Genomic DNA, 22,236 nt, shown 5'->3' with positions numbered 1-22,236 from the left:
TCACCGTGCGCAAGCCTCACCCCATGCACAGGAACACCGAGGCCGAAGCCACCATCCCCGCCCAGCTCGGCACCCTGCCCTCCTGGTACGGGGACCTTCTCGGCGAGGTCAAGGAAACAGTCGCGGGCGCACGCCTCCGCGCTCAACGAGCCGTCAACACCGAACTGGTCCAGATGTACTGGCAGATCGGCAAGCTCATCCTGGCCCGCCAGGAACAAGAGGGCTGGGGCACCAAAGTCGTGGGACGGCTCGCCGCGGACCTGAAGGCGGCGTTCCCGAACCAGCGGGGCTTCTCCCGTCGCAACCTGATGTACATGCACAAGTTGGCCCGCACCTGGCCGGAGCCAATTGTGCAGCAGCCTGCTGCACAATTGCCGTGGGGTCACATCATGCTCCTGCTGGACAAGCTCGACACCCGCCCCGACCTGGACTTCTACGCCACAGAAGCCGTCCGGAACGGCTGGTCCCGAGACCTCCTCAGCCGCTTCGTCCACCAGGATCTGCACCTCTCGCAGGGCTCGGCCGCCACCAACTTCGCTGTGACCGTCCCGGAAGGTTCCGCCGCGCTCAAGGACCTCGCCCGAGACCCGTACCGTCTCGACTTCCTGGGCCTCGACAAGCACCACGCCGAGCACGAGCTCGAAGAGGCGATCGTCGCCAACATGGTCCGCTTTCTCACGGAACTCGGCGTCGGGTTCGCCTTCGTGGGCCGCCAGTACCCCGTACTCATCGGCGGCGAGGAGTACCGCATCGACCTGCTCTTCTACCACCTCAAACTGCACCGTTACTTCGTCTTCGAGCTCAAGACGAAGGACGTACGCCCCGAACACGTCGGCAAGCTCAACTTCTATGTGAGCGTCGTCGACAAGATGGTCCGCGACGAGGAGCGCGACGACCCGACGATCGGCTTCCTCGTCGGAACCCGGCACAACAAGGCGGCCGTTCAGCTCGCTCTCGACGCCAGCAACAACCCACTCGCCGTGACCAACTACTCGACTCTGTCCCCCGCCGACCGCGAACTCGTCCCCACAGAGGAGGACTTGAACCGCGTCGTCCAGGACGCCATCGACGCCGTACAGCCGCCAGAACCGTCGGAGCCACCGAAGCCGCCGGAGCCGCAGCAGGCGCAGCAGGCGCAGCAGGCGCAAGAGCCGTGAGAAATACAGGCGTCGGAACGCCTAGCGCCGCGACCGCTCCGGCCCCCTGGGTTCGGCCGCCCCCACCCCCCGCTCCGCCGCCGGAGCAGCCACCTGCTCGGCCGCGGCTCCGATCCTGGCGAGGCGGGCCAGGGAAGGCCGCGCCAGGACCTCTCCGATGTCGTGCAGGGCCACGATCAGCTCTTCGACTCCGTCAAGGGGGGCGTCCTTGCCCGCGTACAGGAGGACTCCCCGGTACTCCTCGGGCGAGATGGTCTCGCCCGGCAGTTCGATCGGTTCGCTTTCCGCGAGGAACAGAGCCGGGATCGACGTGTCCAGAACCAGGGCGATGGCGGTCAACTCGGCAGCGGTGAAGGCGCGGCGGCCCCGCTCGGCCTGATGGACGGCCTGTCGACTCCAGGGCCGGTCCAGGTATCGCCCCATGAGCTCACCCAGTTCGGTGAGCGACAGTCGCCGCGCTTCCCTGAACCGAGCGATCTGCTGCCCGATGGCCTCTTCGACCCGCACCCTTACTCCCTCGCGTCATCCCCCACAACCCCATGCGTCATTATAGATGATGACAGCGCAACGCTGGCGTTGACAAACCTCGATGCACGCCCTACTGTAATTCCATGCGACTCATCGTCACTCCACACAATGACAATGACGTGACTCATCCACAGTTACGGACCATCGGACCGCGAGGCAACGGGGGCTGAAGTGCGGGATTTTCACCTGAGTTCCATCACTGCGGGCGGCAACTGCGCCGTCCTCCGGATCAGCGGCGAAATCGACGTGTACACGGCTCCGAAACTCCGTGACGGCGTGATCGATCTCCTCGACAAGGACACGCGTCACGTCATCGCGGACATGCGGTGCGTGGAGTTCCTGGACTCGACCGGCCTGGGCGCTCTGGTGGGCAGCCTGAAGCGGCTCCGCATGCGGGAAGGCTCGCTCACGCTCGTGATCGACAATGACCGGCTCCTCCGGATTTTCCGGATCACCGGTCTCCACCGGGTCTTCTCGATCCATCCCTCGGTCCCGGAGGCGATCACCGACGACGAGTCCTGGCGAAAGGCCATCGAGCGCGCGAGTGAGGACAAAGACGCGGGCCAAGCCGAGAGCGACAGCCGCGGCATCGACACCTGGTGTCGGCAACACGGGTTGCTCTGATCTCGATACGCGGCGCGACTCGGGCCGCAACCGGCCGCGAGCCGCGCCTCACCTCAGGTCAACCCGGTGAGCACCCGTTCACGGGACTAGCCGCGCAGCGGCAGCGCCCCGAACACATGCTCCCGCCAGAGCCCCCGCGACACCTCCTCCGGATACGCCGCCTCACTCGGGATCGCGTCGAAGAGTCGGACCGACCGTCGCTCGATGTCGTACGGGGACCACCCCGGCTTCTCCCCCGCCGCGAACCCGGTCCAGGCCGCCCGGACCAGCCGTGACAACTCCTCTGCCGCCGCGGGCGGTTCCTCGCCGAGGAGCAGCGCCGGCAGCCCTTCGCCGAGGTTGCCGAACACCAGCGGCACGTCGAGCCCGTGGCAGGCGCCCAGTATTCCGCCCATGCCCGGCGCCTCCCAGACCAGCTCGTAGACGTGCGCGCGACCGCCGCCCGCGATCTGTGCCTCGGCCAGATGGAGTGACGGCATGCGGAACACCCAGTCGGACTGGACGAGTTCGTAGAGCTCCTCGGCGCTCGCGGCCGGGAACGCGGCACGGTAGGCGTCGCCGCCCGCCGAGCCGCCCGCCGAGCCACCCCCGGAGCCAGCCGCAGAACCAGCCGCAGAACCGCCCCCGGAGTCACCCACAGAGCCTCCCGGCCCGAATGTCCGCAGCGCTGCCTCCGCCTGATCCTCCGTCACCTCACCGATCAGTCCACGCAGCATCATCATCAGCCGGAACTCGTCACGCGTGTGGCCGACCACGAGTTCGACGTCCCGGCCCGCGCCGGAGGCCAGCGCCTCCCAGGGGGCGCGGGGCAGCACCTCGCCGTCGACGACGGGCGCAACCGGGATCAACGCATGCGCCGCCGGCCCCCACCGCTCCGCGAACTCCCCGCCCCTCGCGCCGACCGCGTCCACCACCGCGGGCAGCCGTCGCGGCGCCACCGCCCCCAGGCCCTCCACCGTCGGCCGCACGCCCAGCTCGGCCGCGAACTCCCGGGCGATGTCGGCGGCGAGCTCGGGCGAGAAGAACACACCGGGCACGCTCTGCGCGACGGCCCGCCCGAACAGCCCTGCCGCACGCTCCATCGCGAGCAGCGCGGCCACCGAACCCGCGCCCGCCGACTGGCCGACGATCGTGACACGGTCCGGATCGCCGCCGAAGGCACGGATGTTGTCCCGCACCCACTCCAGCGCGGCGACCTGGTCGAGCAGGCCCCGGTTGGCGGGCGCTCCCTCGATGTGCGCGAACCCCTCGATGCCGACCCGGTAGTTGAGCGTCACCACGACGACGGCACCCTCCCGCGCCAGCCGGCCGCCGTCGTACTCGGGCAGGCCCGACATCCCGATGACGTACCCGCCGCCGTGCATCCAGACGATCACCGGCAGTCCCGCGCCGGGCGCGGGATCGGGCGTCCAGACGTTGAGGCTCAGCCAGTCCCCTTCGTCCACCGCGTCGCCGGACACCAGCGCGTCCATGCCGAACGCCGCGGACTGCGGAGGCGGCGTCCCGTACTCGACCGCCTTCCGTACGCCGTCCCAACTCCGCACGGGCCGCGGCGCCCCGAACCGCAGGGCGCCGACGGGTGGTTCGGCGAACGGGATCCCCTTGAACACCGCCGATCCCGACGCCTCTCCGGCTCCCCGCACCACGCCCGCTGTCGTACGGACTTCGGGTTCGTCGACGCCCATCACGGCCCCCTCTGCAGACAGTTCGGTCATCGCGGATCATCCCGCTCAACTGGACGCCACGGCCACCGGTTTTTGCCGCCCCAGGATCGCCCCCCAAGGTCGCCCCGAGATCGCTCCAAGAGCACCCCGGGATCGCCCCAAGATCCACTGCCAGGGGAGCGCCCCGGCGGCTACGCTGGCCGACCGACCACCCACCATGCCCTCGGGGGAGCGCCATGGAACCAGCGACCGTCGGAGTGCGGCTGGCGTCCAGCGTGGCCACGCCGCTCATCAAGAAGCTCTTCGTGCCGGAGGGGCCGGGCGCGGGGCTGGTCGACCGGCCCGTACGCATCTCGTCCCGCGTCTCCTTCAAGGGCGAGCGGCGCACGCTCGGCGAGAAGGACGTCGGCAGGCTCGCCGCCGAACTGGTCAAGCGGGCGCTGAAGGACGCCGACGAACGCCCCATCCCCGCCGCCGACGAGCAACCCGTCGTCCACGCCCTGGCCGACACTCTCCACGCCCTCGGCGACATCACCATGACGGACGCCCAGGCCGTCGCACTCGGCCACTCGGGCCTCGCCCTCCATCTCCGCCATGCCGCCGGAAACCCGGACCGGGACCTCGAATTCGACGCGACGCTCTTCTACGAACGGCTCCTCGACACGGCCTGTCTGCACATCCTGCACTTCTTCACCCAGCGTTCGACGTTCGTGGCCCGGACGCTCGTCGAGCAGACCCGGCGCCAGTCCGAACTCATCGCCAAGATCGACGAGTTGATCGCCCGGACGCCACGGCCCGGCGACGGGGACACGACGTTCGAGCAGCGCTATCTCGCGTACACGGCCACGAAGCACAGCCAACTGACCATCTACGGCATCGACTTGGCCAACACCCCGGACCGCTGGCCGCTGGACGCCGCCTACCTCACCCTCCAGGCCCTGCGCCCCGCGACGAGTGACGAGGACGGCCGGTACCTCGCCTCGCCCGGCACCTCGCTGCCCGCCGAGGCGGCGCTGGCCGAACAGGACCTGGTGCTGCTGCGGGGCGTGGCCGGCTCGGGCAAGACGACGCTGGTGCAGTGGCTCGCCGTGACGGCGGCGCGGGGCGAGCGCGGGGACCGGATCCCGTTCGTCCTGCCGCTGCGGACGCTCGTACGGCGTCCCGGCGGACTGCCGGCGCCCACCGACTTTCTCACCGCCGTACGCGTCCCGTTCCATGGCGTCGCCCCGGACGGCTGGCCGGACCGGGTGCTCTCGGCGGGCCGCGGGCTGCTGCTCGTCGACGGCATCGACGAGATCCCGGAACCCGACCGCGAGCGCACCCGCCGCTGGCTGCGCGACCTGATCGACGCCTATCCGGGCAACCAGTGGCTGGTCACGTCCCGTCCCGCGGCCGTACGTGAGGACTGGCTCGCCGCGGACGGTTTCACCGAGCTGGCGCTCGCGCCGATGAGCGACGCGGACGTCACGGCGTTCATCGAGCGCTGGCACACGGCGGCCCGTATCGACGCCCCGGACACGGAACGCCTCACCGCGTACGAGACCTCGCTCCTCGACGCCGTACGCACGAAGCCGGATCTCGGCCGGCTCGCCACCAACCCCCTGATGTGCGGCCTCGTCTGCGCCCTGCACCGCGACCGGCGCGGCTATCTTCCGCACGGGCGGCAGGAGTTGTACGACGCCGCCCTCTCCATGCTGCTCTCGCGCCGCGACCAGGAGCGGGACATGATCCCCGAGGGGATTCCCGGGGGACCGCACGGATCACCCGACGCGATCCGGCTCACCGAACTCCCGCAGATCCAGCTCCTCCAGCGGCTGGCCTACTGGCTCGTGCGCAACGCCCGGCTGGAGATGGACCGCGAGCGCGCCGAGCGCATCATCGCCGACGCGCTGCCCTCCCTGCCGTCCGTGGCGAGCCAGGGCGACGCCCCCGCGGTCTACCGCCATCTCCTCGTACGCAGCGGGCTGTTGCGCGAACCGGTCCTGGGAACCGTCGAGTTCGTGCACCGGACCTTCCAGGACTACCTCGGCGCGAAGGCGGCGGTGGAGGACGGCGACTTCGGGCTCCTCGTCCGCAACGCCGCCGACCACCAGTGGTCCGACGTGATCCGCATGGCCGTCGCCCACGCCCGCCCGCGCGAACGGGCCGAATTCCTGGGCCAGTTGCTGACGGCCGCCGCCGAACACACCGACCCCGCCGCGAGTACCCGGATCCGCCTCCTCGCCCTGGCCGGCCTCGAACACGCCACGGAACTCGACCCGCGGGTCCGGGCCGCCGTGGAGGAACAGGCCGCCGCGCTCATTCCGCCACGGACGGTGGCGGAGGCCAGGGAGCTGGCCTCGGTCGGCCCGCTGGTCCTGGAGCTGCTGCCCGGTCCGGAGGGGCTGTCCGACGCGGAGGCCCGGGCCGTCGTCGTCACCGCGTCCCTCATCGGCACGGACGCGGCCCTCCCGGTCCTGGCCCGCTTCCGCCGCCACCCCTCGCTGCCGGTGCGCGCCCAACTCACCTGGTCCTGGCGCCGGTTCGACTCCGACCGGTACGCCACCGAAGTCATCGCCCACCTCCCCGAGGACGACCTCTACTTCGCCGTCCACTCGGCGGCCCAGCTGCGCTTCCTGCACGCACTCGGGGGCCGGCGCGGGCTTCAGCTCACCGGAGACATCGAGCCCGCGGACCTGAGGCCCTTCCTCACCCCGGAGACCACCATGCTGCTCGCCATGCGGTTCAACATCGCACTGCGCGACCTGGACTGTCTCTCGGCGCTGCGCGGGCTCAGGCGTCTGGACATCAGCGGCTGCCCCAATGTCAGGGATCTGACCCCGCTGGCCGAACTGCCTTTGAAATGGCTTTCGCTGGATCTCATGCCCGGTCTGGAAAGGCCGAATGCGCTGGCGCCGCTCTCGGCATCGGCGACCCTGCGCGAACTCGACACCGCCGTCCCGCTCCTGGGGAGTTCTCTCGACACCGCGCTTCCCCAGGGACTGACGCTGACCTATCTGCGATTCGCCGAGAATGCCCTCCGGTTCACGGGACTGCGCGGCTTGCGCCGTATGCGCTCGCTCCAGACGCTGAGCCTGGCGGAACTGGCCGAACCGCTCACTCCCGAGGACCGCGAAGAGGTGGCACTGCTTCCGGAACTGGAGGAATTGCGCCTCGACTGGGCCACGGCCCCATGGACAGAAGGACCCGCGCTACCGAGCGTCAGGCGACTCCGCCTCAACAAATTCACCGGAAACGAAGATCTCTCGGCGGTATCGACCCTGTTTCCCGGGCTGCGCTCGATCACCTTCGCCCTTGCCACAGACACGACCGAGGTACCGGAACATATCCTCGCCCGCTTCCCGGACTCACACACCGTCCTGAAGACGGACACCATCCTCTAGGACCTGTCCGGCGGGATCTCCGGCCTCTCCGCGGGGCTCTCCGGCTTGTCCGGCGGGATCCAGGGCCTAGCCCAACCCCACCCGGGCGCCCTACAGTTACCGACCAGTAATCTCTTCGCTTCCCTGTGGCCTCACACGCCCACGAGCATGCACCACGAGCCATGTCCGCAGCGCTCCGATGCGAGAGGAACTCCCCAACCCATGACAGGAAGAAGCTGGCAGCGCCTGATAGGCGTGACCGCCGCCGCCACCGCCGTCACCGCGGCCCTGGCGATCCCTGCCACCGCCGCGGCCCCGGCCGCCGCCCCCGCCGCGGCCACCGCCGCGGTGACCGCCGCCGCGGCGGACGTGGACTACGACACCTGGCAGAAGGACTGCCGGGCCATCATGGCCGAGGCACTGCCCTACCTGAAGGAACGTATCGCCGACGCGTCCGCCGGCGAGAAGCAGGCCATCGTCTTCGACATCGACAACACCACGCTGGAGACCGACTTCGGCTTCAGCTACCCGTCGCCGGCCAACGCGCCCGTCCTCGACGTGGCCAAGTACGCCCAGGACCGCGGCGTCGCCCTGTTCTTCGTCACCGCCCGCCCGGACATCATCAAGTCGTTGACGGAGTACAACCTCAAGTACGTCGGCTACCAGGTCTCCGGCCTGTACGTCCGCAACTTCATCGACCTGTTCAGGGACGTGGCCGAGTACAAGACGGCCCAGCGCGCGGCCATCGAGGCCAACGGCTACACGATCATCGCGAACATCGGCAACAGCGCCACCGACCTGTCGGGCGGGCACGCCGAGAAGACGTACAAGCTGCCGGACTACGACGGTCAGTTGTCGTAACCGGGGCCTGTGACGACGGCCAGTTGTCGTAACCGGGGCCTGTGACGACGGCCAGTTGTCGTAGCCAGGGCCTGGCATGACGAAGGGGCCGATGCCTTGATGGCACCGGCCCCTTCGGTCGTTCTCAGGACTCAGTCTCAGGACTCAGTCTCAGGCGGAACCCCGCAGGGTCACGCGTCCTTGCTGAGGTTGGGACCGGCTCCGCCGGCCGCCTGCTCGATCGGCGGGACGTCGGGCAGCGCCGACTTCTCCTCACCGCGGAAGGTGAAGGTCTTGGCCTCGCCCTCGCCCTCCGTGTCGACGACCACGATGTGGCCGGGACGCAGCTCGCCGAAGAGGATCTTCTCCGACAGGGAGTCCTCGACCTCGCGCTGGATCGTGCGCCGCAGCGGACGCGCGCCCAGCACCGGGTCGTAACCCTTCTGCGCCAGCAGCTCCTTCGCGGACTGGGAGAGCTCGATGCCCATGTCCCGGTCCTTGAGTCGCTCGTCCACCTTGCCGATCATCAGGTCGACGATCGTGAGGATGTCCTCCTGGGTCAGCTGCGGGAAGACGACCACGTCGTCGACGCGGTTGAGGAACTCGGGCCGGAAGTGCTGCTTGAGCTCGTCCGAGACCTTGTTCTTCATGCGCTCGTAGTTGGTCTTCTTGTCGCCCGAGGCCGCGAAGCCAAGGTTGAAGCCTTTGGAGATGTCCCGGGTGCCGAGGTTGGTCGTCATGATGATGACCGTGTTCTTGAAGTCCACGACCCGGCCCTGGGAGTCGGTCAGGCGACCGTCCTCCAGGATCTGCAGCAGCGAGTTGAAGATGTCCGGGTGGGCCTTCTCGACCTCGTCGAACAGGACCACCGAGAACGGCTTGCGGCGGACCTTCTCCGTCAGCTGACCGCCCTCTTCGTAGCCCACGTAACCGGGAGGCGAACCGAAGAGACGCGAGACCGTGTGCTTCTCGCTGAACTCCGACATGTCGAGGGAGATCAGCGCGTCCTCGTCACCGAAGAGGAACTCGGCGAGCGCCTTGGACAGCTCGGTCTTACCGACACCGGACGGACCGGCGAAGATGAACGATCCACCGGGACGCTTCGGGTCCTTCAGACCGGCGCGCGTACGACGGATCGCCTTCGAGAGCGCCTTGACCGCGTCGACCTGGCCGATGACCCGCTTGTGGAGCTCGTCCTCCATGCGCAGCAGGCGGCTCGACTCCTCCTCGGTCAGCTTGAAGACCGGGATGCCGGTGGCGGTCGCGAGGACCTCGGCGATCAGCTCGCCGTCGACCTCGGCGACGACGTCCATGTCGCCGGCCTTCCACTCCTTCTCCCGCTTGGCCTTCGCGGCGAGAAGCTGCTTCTCCTTGTCGCGGAGGGAGGCCGCCTTCTCGAAGTCCTGGGAGTCGATGGCCGACTCCTTGTCCCTCCGCACACCGGCGATCTTCTCGTCGAACTCGCGGAGGTCCGGCGGCGCGGTCATCCGGCGGATACGCATCCGGGAGCCGGCCTCGTCGATCAGATCGATCGCCTTGTCCGGCAGGAAGCGGTCCGAGATGTACCGGTCGGCGAGCGTCGCCGCCTGCACCAGGGCCTCGTCCGTGATGGACACGCGGTGGTGCGCCTCGTAGCGGTCGCGCAGACCCTTGAGGATCTCGATGGTGTGCGGCAGCGACGGCTCCGCGACCTGGATCGGCTGGAAGCGGCGCTCCAGCGCGGCGTCCTTCTCCAGGTGCTTGCGGTACTCGTCGAGCGTGGTGGCACCGATGGTCTGGAGCTCGCCGCGCGCCAGCATGGGCTTCAGGATCGAAGCCGCGTCGATGGCGCCTTCCGCGGCACCCGCACCCACGAGCGTGTGCAGCTCGTCGATGAACAGGATGATGTCGCCGCGGGTGCGGATCTCCTTGAGGACCTTCTTCAGGCGCTCCTCGAAGTCACCGCGGTAGCGGGAGCCGGCGACCAGGGCGCCGAGGTCCAGGGTGTAGAGGTGCTTGTCCTTGAGGGTCTCGGGCACCTCACCCTTGACGATGGCCTGGGCGAGACCCTCGACGACGGCGGTCTTGCCGACGCCGGGCTCACCGATCAGGACCGGGTTGTTCTTCGTACGCCGGGACAGCACCTGCATGACCCGCTCGATCTCCTTCTCGCGCCCGATGACCGGGTCGAGCTTGGACTCACGAGCGGCCTGGGTGAGATTCCGGCCGAACTGGTCGAGGACCAGGGACGTCGAGGGAGTGCCCTCGGCGGGACCACCGCTTGCGCCGGCGGTCTCCTTGCCCTGGTAGCCGGAGAGCAGCTGGATGACCTGCTGCCGCACCCGGTTGAGGTCTGCGCCCAGCTTGACCAGGACCTGGGCGGCGACGCCCTCGCCCTCCCGGATCAGGCCGAGCAGGATGTGTTCCGTGCCGATGTAGTTGTGGCCCAGCTGAAGGGCCTCGCGGAGCGACAGCTCCAGGACCTTCTTGGCACGGGGGGTGAAGGGAATGTGCCCGGACGGGGCCTGCTGACCCTGCCCGATGATCTCCTCCACCTGCTGGCGGACCGCCTCGAGCGAAATCCCGAGGCTCTCCAGGGCCTTAGCGGCGACACCCTCACCCTCGTGGATCAGGCCCAGGAGGATGTGCTCGGTGCCGATGTAGTTGTGGTTGAGCATCCGGGCTTCTTCCTGAGCCAGGACGACAACCCGCCGCGCGCGGTCGGTGAACCTCTCGAACATCGTTAATCGCTCCTCAGAGCGGTCAGGCAGTAAGGGGACGCTCCCCTCCCTGTCCTTCCGCAGCTTAGTCCCGCAAGCGGGGACCGCTCATTCCAACTGCCGACACCGTCCTTGGCCTCCTGACCCCGAACGCCGACATCTGCTCCAACCTGATGGTGCGAGACGATGTTCCCGCAGGCCAGACAGATACCCCCACCATCTGTACGCCGATGGCGAACGTGAGATGCCCGAGCCTTGCGTGTCGCCCCTCCCACTAGGGATGTCTTACCCGTACGCACTGACACTCCATGCCGAGCACACCGGTTCCCTCCGCTACGGGCGAACAACCTTGCGCCGCCGACGGCCCCCGAGCGCCCGCATTCCGGACACCCTGCGCGCACGCGCAGCCACCCAGCGTAACTCGAACGCCGTTCCAGCGGTTGGCCCTGCATGGTCTCCATGGTCCCCTCTCCTCGTCGGCCGCTCGACACGAGCCGCCCGAGCAACCCGAGCCACCCGAGTCGCGCAAGCCACGCGGTCCACGCGGTCCACGTAAGTCGCGCGGTCCGGCATTGGTACGAGAACGAACTGGGCTGGCCGACCGTGCCCGGCACGCCCGTCGACCTGCCGACGGGGCTGCGTTTCGACGTCCTGGACGCACCCGTGGAGGCGGGCTACGCGGCGCTGCGGCATCTGGGGCCGGGCTCTCCGGTGGCCGTACGGGCGGACCGGATGCGGATTCTGGTGGCGGCGGGCAGCGCGGACGAACTGCCGGGGCTGCTCGACTGGCTGGAGTGGGGGGCTCTCGCGCCGGATCTCAGGGCGATCGGCGAGGGCGGGCGCATCGAGGCGCCACTGCCGCCCGGCACGGCGCGACCCGCGGGGACCCCCGTGCCCACGCCCACCCCTGCGCGCATCCCCACGAACATCCCCGCACGCATCCCCGTCAATATCCCCGCGAACAGCTCGCAGGGGGCCGCTCTGTGGCTGCGGCCCCCTGAGCCAGGCTGCGAGGTGGAGCCGTCGCTGCCGACGCTGTCGGCGCTCGGCGGGGGCGTTGGGGGCGCCCCCGATCTCGTACGACTCGTGGACACGATGGCGACGGAGTGCCATCGCCTCCGGCTGCGCCGTTCCTGTGTTCAGCCGTTGGCCTTCTCGTAGAGCTGTGTTCAGCCGTTGGCCTTCTCGTACGCCTCGCGAATGGACGCGGGAACGCGACCGCGGTCATTGACCTCGTAACCGTTCTCCTTCGCCCAGGCACGGATCTGCGCGGTGTCCTGGCTGCCACCGGAAGCGGCGCGCGCCTTTCCACGACTCCCCGAGGCACGGCCTCCGGTACGACGACCGCCCTTGACGTACGCCTCAAGAAGTCCACGGAGCTTGTCCGCATTGGCAGTCGTGAGATCGATCTCGTACGTCTTGCCGTCCAACGCGAACGTCACGGTCTCGTCCGCCTCGCCACCGTCGAGGTCGTCGACAAGAAGGACCTGAACCTTCTGTGCCACCGGATTTCCTTTCATCGATATCTTCAGGGACGGGGTCCGCGGCGGCTGCCGCTGTTTCACGCCCCTAGTTATATGCACTACTGCAGTACGTCGGAAAGCAAACCGCTTTTGCTGGAAAAACACAAACCCCTGGGAGAGACCGACGGGACCGGGGAGACCGGAAACATGCGCGTTTCGGACATAGGACCCCTGGGCAACGGCCGCCGGTGTAGTGGTGAAGGTATGCCGGGGGTATTACGCGGTGACGATCACAGATGCAGAAGCATCCGGCTGTTGCCCAAGGTGTTCGGTTTCACTCGTTCGAGACCGAGGAACTCGGCCACGCCCTCGTCATAGGAACGCAAGAGCTCGGCGTAGACATCGGTGTCAACAGGCGTCTCACCGATCTCCACGAAGCCGTGCTTCGCGAAGAAGTCGACTTCGAAGGTCAGGCAGAATACGCGTCGAACACCGAGCCAGCGGGCCGTCTCCAGCAACTTCCCCAGCAACTGATGGCCGACGCCGGCGCCCTTCATCGCGGTGTCCACGGCGAGAGTGCGGACTTCCGCGAGGTCTTCCCACATCACGTGCAGAGCGCCGCAGCCCACGACCTCGGTAGTTGAACCGGTCTCGCGTTCCGCGACCCAGAACTCCTGGATGTCCTCGTAAAGCGTCACTGTCGCTTTGTCGAGCAGGATGCCGCCGCGGACGTAGGCGTCGAGGAGGCGTCGAACCGCCGGGACATCGCTGGTCCTGGCCCGGCGGACGGTGAGGACTTTAGTGGTGGCTTCGGGCTGCTCTGCTGGCATGACCGGACGCTATCGCCCGGTCATGCCCCCAGGGGCGGCGGGGTTCTCGCCGACGGGGTTCTCGACCGGAGGGTTCTCCACTACCGGGTTCTCGACTGCGGGCTTCTCGGCCGCCGGGTTCCGTGGCGCGGAGGTTTCCTCCGGCCCTTGGACCATACGCACGGCATCGCGCAGTGCTTCGCGCTGTTCCGGGGACATCATGCCGAAGAAGGCGACGAGAGCGGCGGCGGGGTTGTCGCTCTGGGTCCAGGCTTCGTTCATCAGTGCCGCCGCGTAGGCGGCACGGGTGGAGACCGCCTCATATCGATAGGCCCGGCCTTCGGCTTCGCGGCGCACCCAGCCCTTCTGATGGAGATTGTCCAAAACGGTCATCACCGTGGTGTACGCGATGGACCGCTCCTGCTGAAGGTCTTCCAGGACTTCCCGAACGGTCACCGGGCGGTTCCACTTCCACACCCGCGTCATGACCGCGTCTTCGAGTTCTCCCAATGGGCGAGGCACAGCTCAGAACAATAGGGGGAGATGTCGCCGATCACGTGGTGGACGTGGCTTTGGATGACAAACAGCAACAAAAAGGGCGTACGACTCGAAAAACTGATGAGTCGTACGCCATGAAGCGGGCGCCGTTCGGCGCCCCGGTGAAGCTCGGAAGCTCAGGCGCCGGTGTCGCGGGTGGCCTGGCGGGTGTGCTCGGCACGGGCGAGGGCCGCGTCGACCATCGCGTCCTCCTTGGCCTTGTTGGCACCACCCTGGGACTTCACGATCGTCACGATCAGACCGGTGAAGAACACGGCCATGACTACCGGGGGCACGAGCGCGGAGACGTAGTCCATGCCGTCCAGAGTAGCCAGGGCCGCGGGGTGGTCCGGGGGCGGGGCGGTCCGAGGGCGGGGCGGGCTAGACCGCAGCGAGCTGGTGCGGCGGGTTCGCGGGTGGGGCGGCCGGTTTGCGCCTCGGAGGGAAGACCTCGCCCGGGGTGGGGATGGGGCGGTCGCGGCGCGGGGACTGCGGCTTGGGCTGGGGGGCGGCCGGCTTCTCGGCGGGTTTCTCGGCGGGCTTTTCCGCGGGCTTCCTGCCCGGATCCCCCGTGGCGGCCGCGAGTCCGCCCGGGAGGGCCGTCAGGCGGGTGCGCGCACGGCTCCGGGAGGCCGGGAGCGGGACCGAGTCCGTGACCGGGGTCGGGGTCGGGACCGTGCCGAGGGCGAGACGGGTGCGTACGTCCTGCTCCGCGAGGGCGTGGCAGCGGTCGAGGAGGGTGGCCGCTACGGGGTTGCCGCGCAGGGCGCGCAGCGCGGTGAGGTCGTCGGCGGCCGGGCGGTAGCCGGCCCCCAGGGCCTCCTCCAGGAGCGTCAGGTAGCCGGCAGCCGTGCCGGGCAGTGCGGCGCGGTAGCGGGCGAGGTCGGCCAGCAGGAAGGCGCGCAGGCGGGCGCCCTCGCGGGCCGCCTCGTCGACTGCCTCGGCCAGGCGGAGACAGTCCTGGACGTCCTCGGCCGAGACGGGGCTGGGGTGGAGGGCGAGAGCGAGCGCACGTCGGAGCACACGCAGCTCCTCCGCACCGAACGCCATGCCGCCGCGGGATCCATAGGGCGTGGGCATGCTCGCGACGATACGCGCTAATCAGACAAAATCCGTAGATCGGGTACCGGTGTGGCGTGGCTTCGCCTCGCCGTGCTGACGGGGGTGCCACCGAGGGGGGTGTGGGTGAGTGCGGGTGGGGGCTGGTCGCGCCCACGATGGGGGTCCCCCCGCTCATGGGGGTCCCCCCGCTCGAGCGAAGCCGAGAGTGGGGGAGAAGCCGAGAGTGGGGGAGGAGCCGCAAATCGGCACAGCCCCGCGCCCCTTCGGGGCGCCTACGTGCGGGACACGTTTCTTTCGTAGACCAGGCGGAGGCCGATCAGGGTCAGCCAGGGTTCGTGTTCGTCGATCACCGAGGACTCGCCCAGGACCATGGGGGCCAGGCCGCCCGTCGCGATCACGGTGACGTCGTCGGGGTCCTCGGCGAGTTCGCGGGCCATGCGGTTGACGACGCCGTCGACCTGGCCCGCGAAGCCGTAGATGATGCCCGACTGCATGGCCTCGACCGTGTTCTTGCCGATGACGCTGCGCGGGCGGGCCACCTCGATCTTGCGGAGTTGGGCGCCCCGAACGCCGAGGGCCTCGACGGAGATCTCGATGCCGGGGGCGATGACGCCGCCGATGTACTCGCCGCGCGCGCTCACCGCGTCGAACGTCGTCGCCGTACCGAAGTCGACGACGATCGCGGGGCCGCCGTAGAGCTCCACGGCCGCGACCGCGTTGATGATGCGGTCGGCGCCGACCTCTTTGGGGTTGTCCGTGAGGATCGGTACGCCCGTCTTCACGCCCGGTTCGACGAGGACCGCGGGGACGTCGCCGTAGTAGCGGCGGGTCACCTCGCGGAGCTCGTGCAGGACCGAGGGGACCGTCGCGCAGATAGCGATGCCGTCGATGCCGTCGCTCAGTTCCTCGCCGAGGAGGGGGTGCATGCCCATCAGGCCCTGGAGGAGTACGGCCAGCTCGTCCGCGGTGCGGCGGGCGTCCGTGGAGATGCGCCAGTGCTCGACGATGTCCTCGCCGTCGAAGAGGCCGAGGACGGTGTGCGTGTTGCCTACGTCGATCGTGAGCAGCATGCCTACTCAGCCTCGCTCGTCGTCGACGCGTCGGAGGCTTCGGAGCCGTCGGAGGCCTGGGACGCCTGGGACGCCTCGGTGTCTTCGCGCAGGTCGAGGCCGATGTCCAGGATGGGCGAGGAGTGGGTGAGGGCGCCCACCGCGAGGAAGTTGACGCCGGTCTTCGCGTACGTCGGGGCGGTGTCCAGGGTGAGGCGGCCGGAGGCCTCCAGGAGGGCGCGGCCGTCCACGATGGCCACGGCCTCCTCGCACTCGCCGGGCGTGAAGTTGTCGAGGAGGATCAGGTCGGCGCCCGCGTCCACGACCTCGCGGAGCTGGTGCAGGGTGTCGACCTCGACCTCGATCGGCACGTCCGGGAAGGTCTCCCGTACGGCGTTGAAGGCCTGGGCGACGCCGCCCGCGGCGACCACGTGGTTGTCCTTGACGAGGGCCGCGTCCGAGAGGGACATGCGGTGGTTGACGCCACCGCCCATGCGGACCGCGAACTTCTCCAGGGAGCGCAGTCCCGGTGTCGTCTTGCGGGTGTCGCGCACGCGCGTGTTGGTGCCCTCCAGAACGTCGGCCCACGCGCGCGTGGCCGTCGCGATGCCGGAGAGACGGCACAGGAGGTTCAGCGCGCTGCGCTCGGCCGTCAGCAGGTCGCGGGTGCGGGTCGTGACGCTCAGGAGCTTCTGACCGGCCTCGACGCGGTCGCCGTCGTCGACGTGCCGCTCGACCTCGAACTCGTCCGTGCAGACCACGGAGACGACCGCCTCGGCGACCCTGAGGCCCGCCACGACACCGGCCTCGCGGGCCGTGAAGTCGGCGGTGGAGACGGCCTCTTCGGGGATGGTCGCGACCGTGGTCACGTCCACGCCGTGGTCGAGGTCCTCCTCGATGGCCAGATGCGCGATGTCCTCGATCTCTACGGGGTCGAGCCCGGCGTCGGCGAGGAGCTGCGCGAGGGCCGGGTCGAGCCCGCACTCGGCGTACGCCGCGAATTCGGGGGAGTCGACGTCGTACTCCCCTGCGGCGCCGCAGCCGCAGCCGTCGCCGCAGCCACCGCCGGTGAGGAGGGGAAGGTCGGGGGTGCTCACTTCTGTCACTGCTCCTGGGGACGGGACTGCTGTGTCGGGGGGAAGTCTGGGGTGTCGGTGGTGTGTACCGCGAGCGTCCGGTCGGGATTCAGCCGCACGACGATGTGGCGCCGCCAGTTCGTGTCGTCCCGTTCGCCTTTGTCCTCGCGCCAGTGGCAGCCGCGGGTCTCCTCGCGCAGCCGGGCGGCGGCGACGAGCACGCGGGCCACGCACAGGAGGTTGGTGGCCTCCCAGGTGTCGACGCCGGGCTCGGCCGTCTTGCCGTTCTCGTCGAGGGCGTCGCGGGCGTCGGTGTGCAGCCGCCGGATGCGCTCGGCCGCGGTCTCCAGGGAGGCGGCCGAGCGGAGGACCCCGGCGCCGTCGGTCATGATCCGCTGGATCGCGAAGCGTGCCTCGGCGGCGAGCAGCGGATGGGCGGGCTTCTCCGGGTGGGCGACCGGCGCGGGCACGCGCGCGTGGAGGCGGTTCTCCTTGTGGCCGCCCACGATGTCGGCCGCGATGCGCTCGGCGTAGACCAGGCCCTCCAGGAGGGAGTTGGAGGCGAGCCGGTTGGCGCCGTGGACACCGGTGCAGGCGACCTCGCCGCACGCGTACAGGCCGGGGACGGTCGTACGGCCCCGGGAGTCCGTACGGACGCCTCCGGAGGCGTAGTGGGCGGCGGGGGCGACCGGGACGGGCTCGGTGACGGGGTCGATGCCGTGGGCGCGGCAGGCGGCGAGGATCGTCGGGAAGCGGTGCTCCCACATGGGGGCGCCGAAGTGCCGGGCGTCCAGGTACATGTGCTCGGCGTCCTGCTCCTGCATGCGCCGCATGATGCCCTTGGCGACGATGTCGCGGGGGGCGAGCTCGGCCAGTTCGTGCTGGCCGGCCATGAAGCGCACGCCGGCCGCGTCGACCAGGTGGGCGCCCTCGCCGCGGACCGCCTCGGAGACCAGGGGCTGCTGGCCCTCGGCGTCCGGGCCGAGGAACAGCACGGTCGGGTGGAACTGCACGAATTCGAGGTCGCTGACCTCGGCACCGGCGCGCAGGGCGAGTGCCACGCCGTCGCCGGTGGAGACGGAGGGGTTGGTGGTCGCCGAGAAGACCTGGCCCATGCCGCCGGTCGCGAGGACCACGGCGGGCGCGTGGACGGCTCCCACGCCGTCGTGCTGGCCCTCTCCCATGACGTGCAGGGTCACACCCGCGGTGCGTCCGTCGGCGTCCGTGAGGAGGTCCAGGACGAGCGCGTTCTCGACCGTACGCAGGCCACGCGCGCGTACCGCCTCGACCAGGGCCCGGGAGATCTCGGCGCCGGTCGCGTCGCCGCCCGCGTGGGCGATGCGGCGGCGGTGGTGGCCGCCCTCCCGGGTCAGCTCCAGGACGCCCCCTTCGGACTCGTCGAAGTGGGCGCCGGTCTCGATGAGGCGGCGTACGGCGTCGGGGCCCTCGGTGACGAGGATGCGGACGGCGTCCTCGTCGCACAGGCCCACGCCCGCCACCAGCGTGTCGTCGAGGTGCTGCTCGGGGGTGTCGCCCTCGCCGAGGGCCGCGGCTATGCCGCCCTGGGCCCAGCGGGTGGAGCCGTCGTCGAGGCGGGCCTTGGTGACGACGACGGTGCGCAGACCGGCGGCGTCGCAGCGCAGGGCCGCGGTGAGTCCGGCGACTCCGGAGCCGACGACCACGACGTCGGCGGCGATGGACCAGCCTGGTGCGGGCGCGTGCAGTCGAGGGAGGCGAGCGCGAAGTGCTCTCGGTTGAGGGTGGTGGTGGGCGACGGGCGGGCGTATGCCTGTGCTGGTGCCTGTGCTGGTCACGAGGCGGCTCCGAAGGTCAGAGGAATGTTGTCGATCAGCCGGGTCGTCCCGACCCGGGCGGCGACGGCGAGGACCGCCTCGCCGGTGTGATCGTCCGGGATCTCGGTGAAGTCGGACGGATCGACCAGCGCCAGGTAGTCCAGCGCGAGCGGCGGGTTGAGGCGGGCCGCGTCGTCGAGGACGAGGCGGGCGGCGGCGCGGACCGCGGCGGGGCCGCCGGGGACCGCCTTGGCGACGGCGTGCGTGTCGGCCGCGGCGCGGGACTCGCCGATGGCGCTGAGGGCCTCGGCACGCGCGTGCGTGGCGGGCACCTCACGGGCACGCGCGCGCAGGGCCTCCTGGGCGGCGTGCCGGTCGCTGCCCGCGAACAGGGCCTGGGAGAGGGCGAGCGCGGTGCGGCGCTCGGTGGCCGACAGGTAGCGGTTGCGGCTGGACAGGGCCAGGCCGTCGGCCTCGCGCACGGTCGGGACGCCGACGATCTCCACGCCGAAGTTCAGGTCGCGCACCATGCGGCGGATCAGGGCGAGCTGCTGGGCGTCCTTCTGCCCGAACAGCGCCATGTCGGGGCGGGTGAGGTGCAGCAGCTTGGCGACGACGGTGAGCATGCCGTCGAAGTGCCCGGGGCGCGTCGAGCCCTCCAGTCGCTCGCCCATGGGGCCCGCGCTGATGCGGACCTGGGGTTCGCCGCCCGGGTAGACCTCGTCCACGGAGGGGGCGAACACGGTGTCCGCGCCCGTCCGTTCGGCGATCTTGACGTCGGCGTCCAGGGTGCGCGGGTAGCGGTCGAGGTCCTCGCCCGCGCCGAACTGGAGGGGGTTCACGAAGACGGTGACGACGACCTCTCCGTCGCCCGCGATCTCGCGGGCGGTGCGGATCAGGGTGGCGTGGCCCTCGTGCAGGGCGCCCATGGTCATCACGACGGCACGGCGGCCGGTGCGCACGCGCGCGTGGAGCTCGTCGGCGGTGCGCAGCACGGTGGTGGTGGTCATCGGGGGTCTCCGCTCTCGGCACCTGTGCGCGTCACCGGGCGTCTCCTTCGGTCCCGTTGGTCCCGTCGGTTCCGTCGGCGCCACTCGCCCCGCCGGACCCTCCGCTTCCGCCGGTCCCGCCGCTTCCGCCCGTGCCCGCGACTCCGGCGGTGCCGTTGGCGAGTACATCGAGGAGGTCCTCGGCGAGCTCCGGCTTGAGCAGGCCGTGGGCGAGGGCCCGGTCGGCGGTCGCGCGGGCCATCGCCAGGTAGCCGGCGACGGTCTGGGGCGCGTGCTTGCGCAACTCGGCGACGTGCACGGCGACCGTGCCCGCGTCGCCGCGCGCCACCGGTCCCGTGAGGGCCGCGTCGCCCGACCTCAGAGCGTTGTCCAGGGCGGCGCCGAGCAGCGGGCCGAGCATCCGGTCGGGGGCCTCGACGCCCGCCGCGCGCAGCAGTTCCATCGACTCGGCGACCAGCGTCACCAGGTGGTTGGCGCCGAGCGCGAGGGCCGCGTGGTACAGCGGCCTGGAGGCCTCGGCGACCCACTCGGGCTCGCCGCCCATCTCGATGACCAGGGCCTCGGCGGCGAGGCGCAGCTCCTCGGGCGCGGTGACCCCGAAGGAGCATCCGGCGAGGCGCTGGACGTCGACCGGGGTCCCGGTGAACGTCATCGCGGGGTGCAGCGCGAGCGGCAGCGCCCCGGCCCGCAGCGCGGGGTCCAGGACCCTTGTGCCGTACCGCCCGGAGGTGTGCACGACAAGCTGTCCCGGCCGTACGGCACCGGTCTCGGCGAGGCCCTCCACGAGTCCAGGCAGGGCGTCGTCCGGGACGGTCAGGAGCACCAGGTCGGACCGCTCCAGGACCTGCTCGGGGGTCACCAGCGGCACGTCGGGCAGCAGTTGCGCGGCACGGCGCCGGGAGGCGTCGGAGACACCGGAGACGGCCACCGGGCGGTGTCCGGCGAGCTGCAGCGACGCGGCCAGGGCGGGGCCCACACGACCGGCACCGACCACACCGACGGTGAGCCGCGCGGGGCGGTCCTTGGGGTCTGGCTGAGGGAATGTACTCACTCGACGGCGGCCTTCCGTTCCAGTCCGCTCCGGGTACCGGACGATTTCTCGTCATGTTAACGCGATTGGTCCGGGGCCCGTTTTCTTGTCCACAGGCTGTGGGGAATTCGTATGACCGGCCGCCGTGGTGTCCTGCATGATCCGGAGCATGAGCGATACGACGGGGCGGGCGGCGGACGGATCGGCGGGACTGCCGACAAAGGGCGTGGAGGGGGCGGAGGCGACAACCGAAGAGACGACTCACGAGACTGCCGAAGACGAGACGACCGGAGACGAGACGACCGAAGAGACGGCCGAGCGGCGGCGTGAGCGGCGCAGGGTCGCCTGGCGAGGGGCGCGGCGGGTGCTGTGGCGTCCCGGTTTCCGCTCCACGGTCGGTGAGCTGCTGACCCGGCTGACGGACTCCGCCCCGGACGTGTACGACCTGGACAAGCCGGTGGACATGTACGGCGACGGGATCGTCGAGACCCTGGAGGAGCGGGTCGCCGGCCTGCTCGGCACGGAGGCCGCCGCCTTCTTCCCCTCGGGCACCATGGCCCAGCAGGTCGCACTGCGCTGCTGGGCGGGCCGTACGTGCAGTACGACGGTGGCGATGCATCCCCTCTCCCACCCGGAGGTCCACGAACGCCATTCCTTGGGCACGCTCAGCGGCCTGCGGACCGTCCATCCGACACGGGAACCGCGGATGCCCTCAGCCGACGAAATACGCGACCTGGAGGAGCCCTTCGGGACGCTGTTCCTCGAACTGCCCCTCAGGGAGGCCGGTTTCGTCCTCCCGTCCTGGGAGGAACTGGTCGCCGTCACGGAGGCGGCGCGCGAACGCGACGCCGTGGTGCACGTCGACGGGGCCCGCCTGTGGGAGTGCACCACCCACTTCGGCCGCTCCCTGGACGAGATCGCGGACCTCGCGGACAGCGTCTACGTGTCGTTCTACAAGTCGCTCGACGGATTCGGCGGCGCCGCACTCGCGGGCCCGAAGACACTCGTCGACGAGGCGAAGGCCTGGCGCCACCGGTACGGCGGGCAGATCCTCCAGCAGTTCCCCACCGTCCTGTCCGCGCTGATCGGCCTGGAGAAGGAGCTGCCGCGGCTCCCGGAATACGTGGCCCACGCGCGCGTGGTCGCCGCGGCGCTGCGCGAGGGGTTCGCCGCGGCCGGGGTGCCCTGGGCGCGGGTCCACCCCGAGGAACCGCACACGCACCAGTTCCAGGTCTGGCTGCCGTACGACGCCGACGTCCTGACCGACACGGGGACACTGCAGGCCGAGGAGACGAGGACCAGCCTGTTCCCGCAGCCCTGGGTCCGGGGCGGCCCCGGGCTGGCCTTCACCGAGGTCACGGTGGGCGCGCCGGGCCTGGAGTGGACGCCGGACGACGTACGGACCGCGGTCACGGACTTCGCGGCCCGGCTTCCCCACTGACGGACTTCGTGGCCCGCTTCCCCAGGGAAGAGCTTCGTGGCCCGGCTTCCCCGCTCAATGACACGGTCAACGGCCGACCGGCACGGACGAGG

At 70.2% G+C, this 22,236-nt stretch carries 18 protein-coding genes and 1 pseudogene; 6 read left to right on the top strand and 13 right to left on the bottom strand.

Annotation, left to right across the window (positions count from 1 at the left end):
- Window positions 1–23 precede the first annotated feature (23 nt).
- Window positions 24–1,157 carry a YhcG family protein gene (locus OHA11_RS26470; protein ID WP_266500433.1) on the top strand — a complete coding sequence of 378 codons (1,134 nt, stop codon included), beginning with the start codon at window positions 24–26 and terminating at the stop codon, window positions 1,155–1,157.
- Window positions 1,158–1,178: 21 nt separating this feature from the next.
- On the opposite strand, the gene OHA11_RS26465 is transcribed toward OHA11_RS26470, so the two are convergent.
- Entirely contained in the window at window positions 1,179–1,664 is a 486-nt protein-coding gene (locus OHA11_RS26465; RefSeq protein WP_266500431.1) for a helix-turn-helix domain-containing protein, read from the bottom strand.
- Between the two features lie 207 nt (window positions 1,665–1,871).
- Here OHA11_RS26465 and OHA11_RS26460 point away from each other — a divergent pair.
- A pseudogene (locus OHA11_RS26460) lies at window positions 1,872–2,201 on the top strand (STAS domain-containing protein); the annotation flags it as partial.
- 194 nt (window positions 2,202–2,395) lie between these two features.
- Here OHA11_RS26460 and OHA11_RS26455 read toward each other — a convergent pair.
- Complete coding sequence (locus OHA11_RS26455; RefSeq protein WP_266500428.1) at window positions 2,396–4,024, bottom strand: carboxylesterase/lipase family protein; 1,629 nt, start codon at window positions 4,022–4,024, stop codon at window positions 2,396–2,398.
- 185 nt (window positions 4,025–4,209) lie between these two features.
- Here OHA11_RS26455 and OHA11_RS26450 point away from each other — a divergent pair, with 185 nt between their 5' ends.
- Together OHA11_RS26450 and OHA11_RS26445 are read left to right on the top strand one after the other, a co-directional pair.
- The gene (locus tag OHA11_RS26450; protein ID WP_266500424.1) at window positions 4,210–7,356 is read left to right on the top strand and encodes an NACHT domain-containing NTPase; all 3,147 of its coding nucleotides are present in this window, start codon (window positions 4,210–4,212) and stop codon (window positions 7,354–7,356) included.
- A gap of 201 nt (window positions 7,357–7,557) precedes the next feature.
- Entirely contained in the window at window positions 7,558–8,196 is a 639-nt protein-coding gene (locus OHA11_RS26445; RefSeq protein ID WP_266500423.1) for an HAD family acid phosphatase, read from the top strand.
- Window positions 8,197–8,366: 170 nt separating this feature from the next.
- Here OHA11_RS26445 and OHA11_RS26440 read toward each other — a convergent pair whose 3' ends face one another.
- Entirely contained in the window at window positions 8,367–10,895 is a 2,529-nt protein-coding gene (locus tag OHA11_RS26440) for an ATP-dependent Clp protease ATP-binding subunit (RefSeq protein WP_266500421.1), read from the bottom strand.
- A 429-nt stretch (window positions 10,896–11,324) separates the two neighbouring features.
- On the opposite strand from OHA11_RS26440, the gene OHA11_RS26435 reads away from it, so the two are divergent.
- On the top strand, window positions 11,325–12,035 hold the full coding sequence (locus OHA11_RS26435; RefSeq protein WP_266500418.1) for an SCO3374 family protein: 711 nt from the start codon (window positions 11,325–11,327) through the stop codon (window positions 12,033–12,035).
- An 8-nt stretch (window positions 12,036–12,043) separates the two neighbouring features.
- Here OHA11_RS26435 and OHA11_RS26430 read toward each other — a convergent pair whose 3' ends face one another.
- From OHA11_RS26430 to OHA11_RS26385, 10 genes are all read right to left on the bottom strand, one after another.
- Window positions 12,044–12,379, bottom strand: coding sequence for an Lsr2 family protein (locus tag OHA11_RS26430; RefSeq protein WP_266500417.1), 336 nt, complete (start codon window positions 12,377–12,379; stop codon window positions 12,044–12,046).
- Between the two features lie 248 nt (window positions 12,380–12,627).
- The gene (locus OHA11_RS26425; RefSeq protein ID WP_266500414.1) at window positions 12,628–13,167 is read right to left on the bottom strand and encodes an amino-acid N-acetyltransferase; all 540 of its coding nucleotides are present in this window, start codon (window positions 13,165–13,167) and stop codon (window positions 12,628–12,630) included.
- A gap of 9 nt (window positions 13,168–13,176) precedes the next feature.
- Entirely contained in the window at window positions 13,177–13,668 is a 492-nt protein-coding gene (locus OHA11_RS26420) for a BlaI/MecI/CopY family transcriptional regulator (protein ID WP_266500412.1), read from the bottom strand.
- Between the two features lie 152 nt (window positions 13,669–13,820).
- Entirely contained in the window at window positions 13,821–14,000 is a 180-nt protein-coding gene (locus OHA11_RS26415) for a hypothetical protein (RefSeq protein WP_266500410.1), read from the bottom strand.
- A 64-nt stretch (window positions 14,001–14,064) separates the two neighbouring features.
- Complete coding sequence (locus OHA11_RS26410) at window positions 14,065–14,733, bottom strand: hypothetical protein (RefSeq protein ID WP_266507473.1); 669 nt, start codon at window positions 14,731–14,733, stop codon at window positions 14,065–14,067.
- A gap of 284 nt (window positions 14,734–15,017) precedes the next feature.
- Complete coding sequence (locus OHA11_RS26405) at window positions 15,018–15,815, bottom strand: type III pantothenate kinase (protein WP_266500408.1); 798 nt, start codon at window positions 15,813–15,815, stop codon at window positions 15,018–15,020.
- Between the two features lie 2 nt (window positions 15,816–15,817).
- The gene (nadC, locus tag OHA11_RS26400; protein ID WP_266500406.1) at window positions 15,818–16,891 is read right to left on the bottom strand and encodes a carboxylating nicotinate-nucleotide diphosphorylase; all 1,074 of its coding nucleotides are present in this window, start codon (window positions 16,889–16,891) and stop codon (window positions 15,818–15,820) included.
- A 5-nt stretch (window positions 16,892–16,896) separates the two neighbouring features.
- On the bottom strand, window positions 16,897–18,657 hold the full coding sequence (locus OHA11_RS26395; protein WP_266507471.1) for an L-aspartate oxidase: 1,761 nt from the start codon (window positions 18,655–18,657) through the stop codon (window positions 16,897–16,899).
- Between the two features lie 23 nt (window positions 18,658–18,680).
- Window positions 18,681–19,673 (bottom strand): pantoate--beta-alanine ligase, encoded by a 993-nt coding sequence (panC, locus tag OHA11_RS26390; protein ID WP_266500405.1) that lies wholly within the window; start codon window positions 19,671–19,673, stop codon window positions 18,681–18,683.
- A 31-nt stretch (window positions 19,674–19,704) separates the two neighbouring features.
- Window positions 19,705–20,724, bottom strand: a complete 1,020-nt coding sequence (locus tag OHA11_RS26385; protein ID WP_266500402.1) for a Rossmann-like and DUF2520 domain-containing protein — start codon at window positions 20,722–20,724, stop codon at window positions 19,705–19,707.
- A gap of 148 nt (window positions 20,725–20,872) precedes the next feature.
- Here OHA11_RS26385 and OHA11_RS26380 point away from each other — a divergent pair, with 148 nt between their 5' ends.
- Window positions 20,873–22,144 (top strand): low specificity L-threonine aldolase, encoded by a 1,272-nt coding sequence (locus OHA11_RS26380; protein WP_266500399.1) that lies wholly within the window; start codon window positions 20,873–20,875, stop codon window positions 22,142–22,144.
- Window positions 22,145–22,236 lie beyond the last annotated feature (92 nt).

It is taken from the genome of Streptomyces sp. NBC_00878, assembly GCF_026341515.1.
Taxonomy (GTDB): domain Bacteria; phylum Actinomycetota; class Actinomycetes; order Streptomycetales; family Streptomycetaceae; genus Streptomyces.
This window is presented reverse-complemented; position numbering and strand designations above follow the sequence as displayed.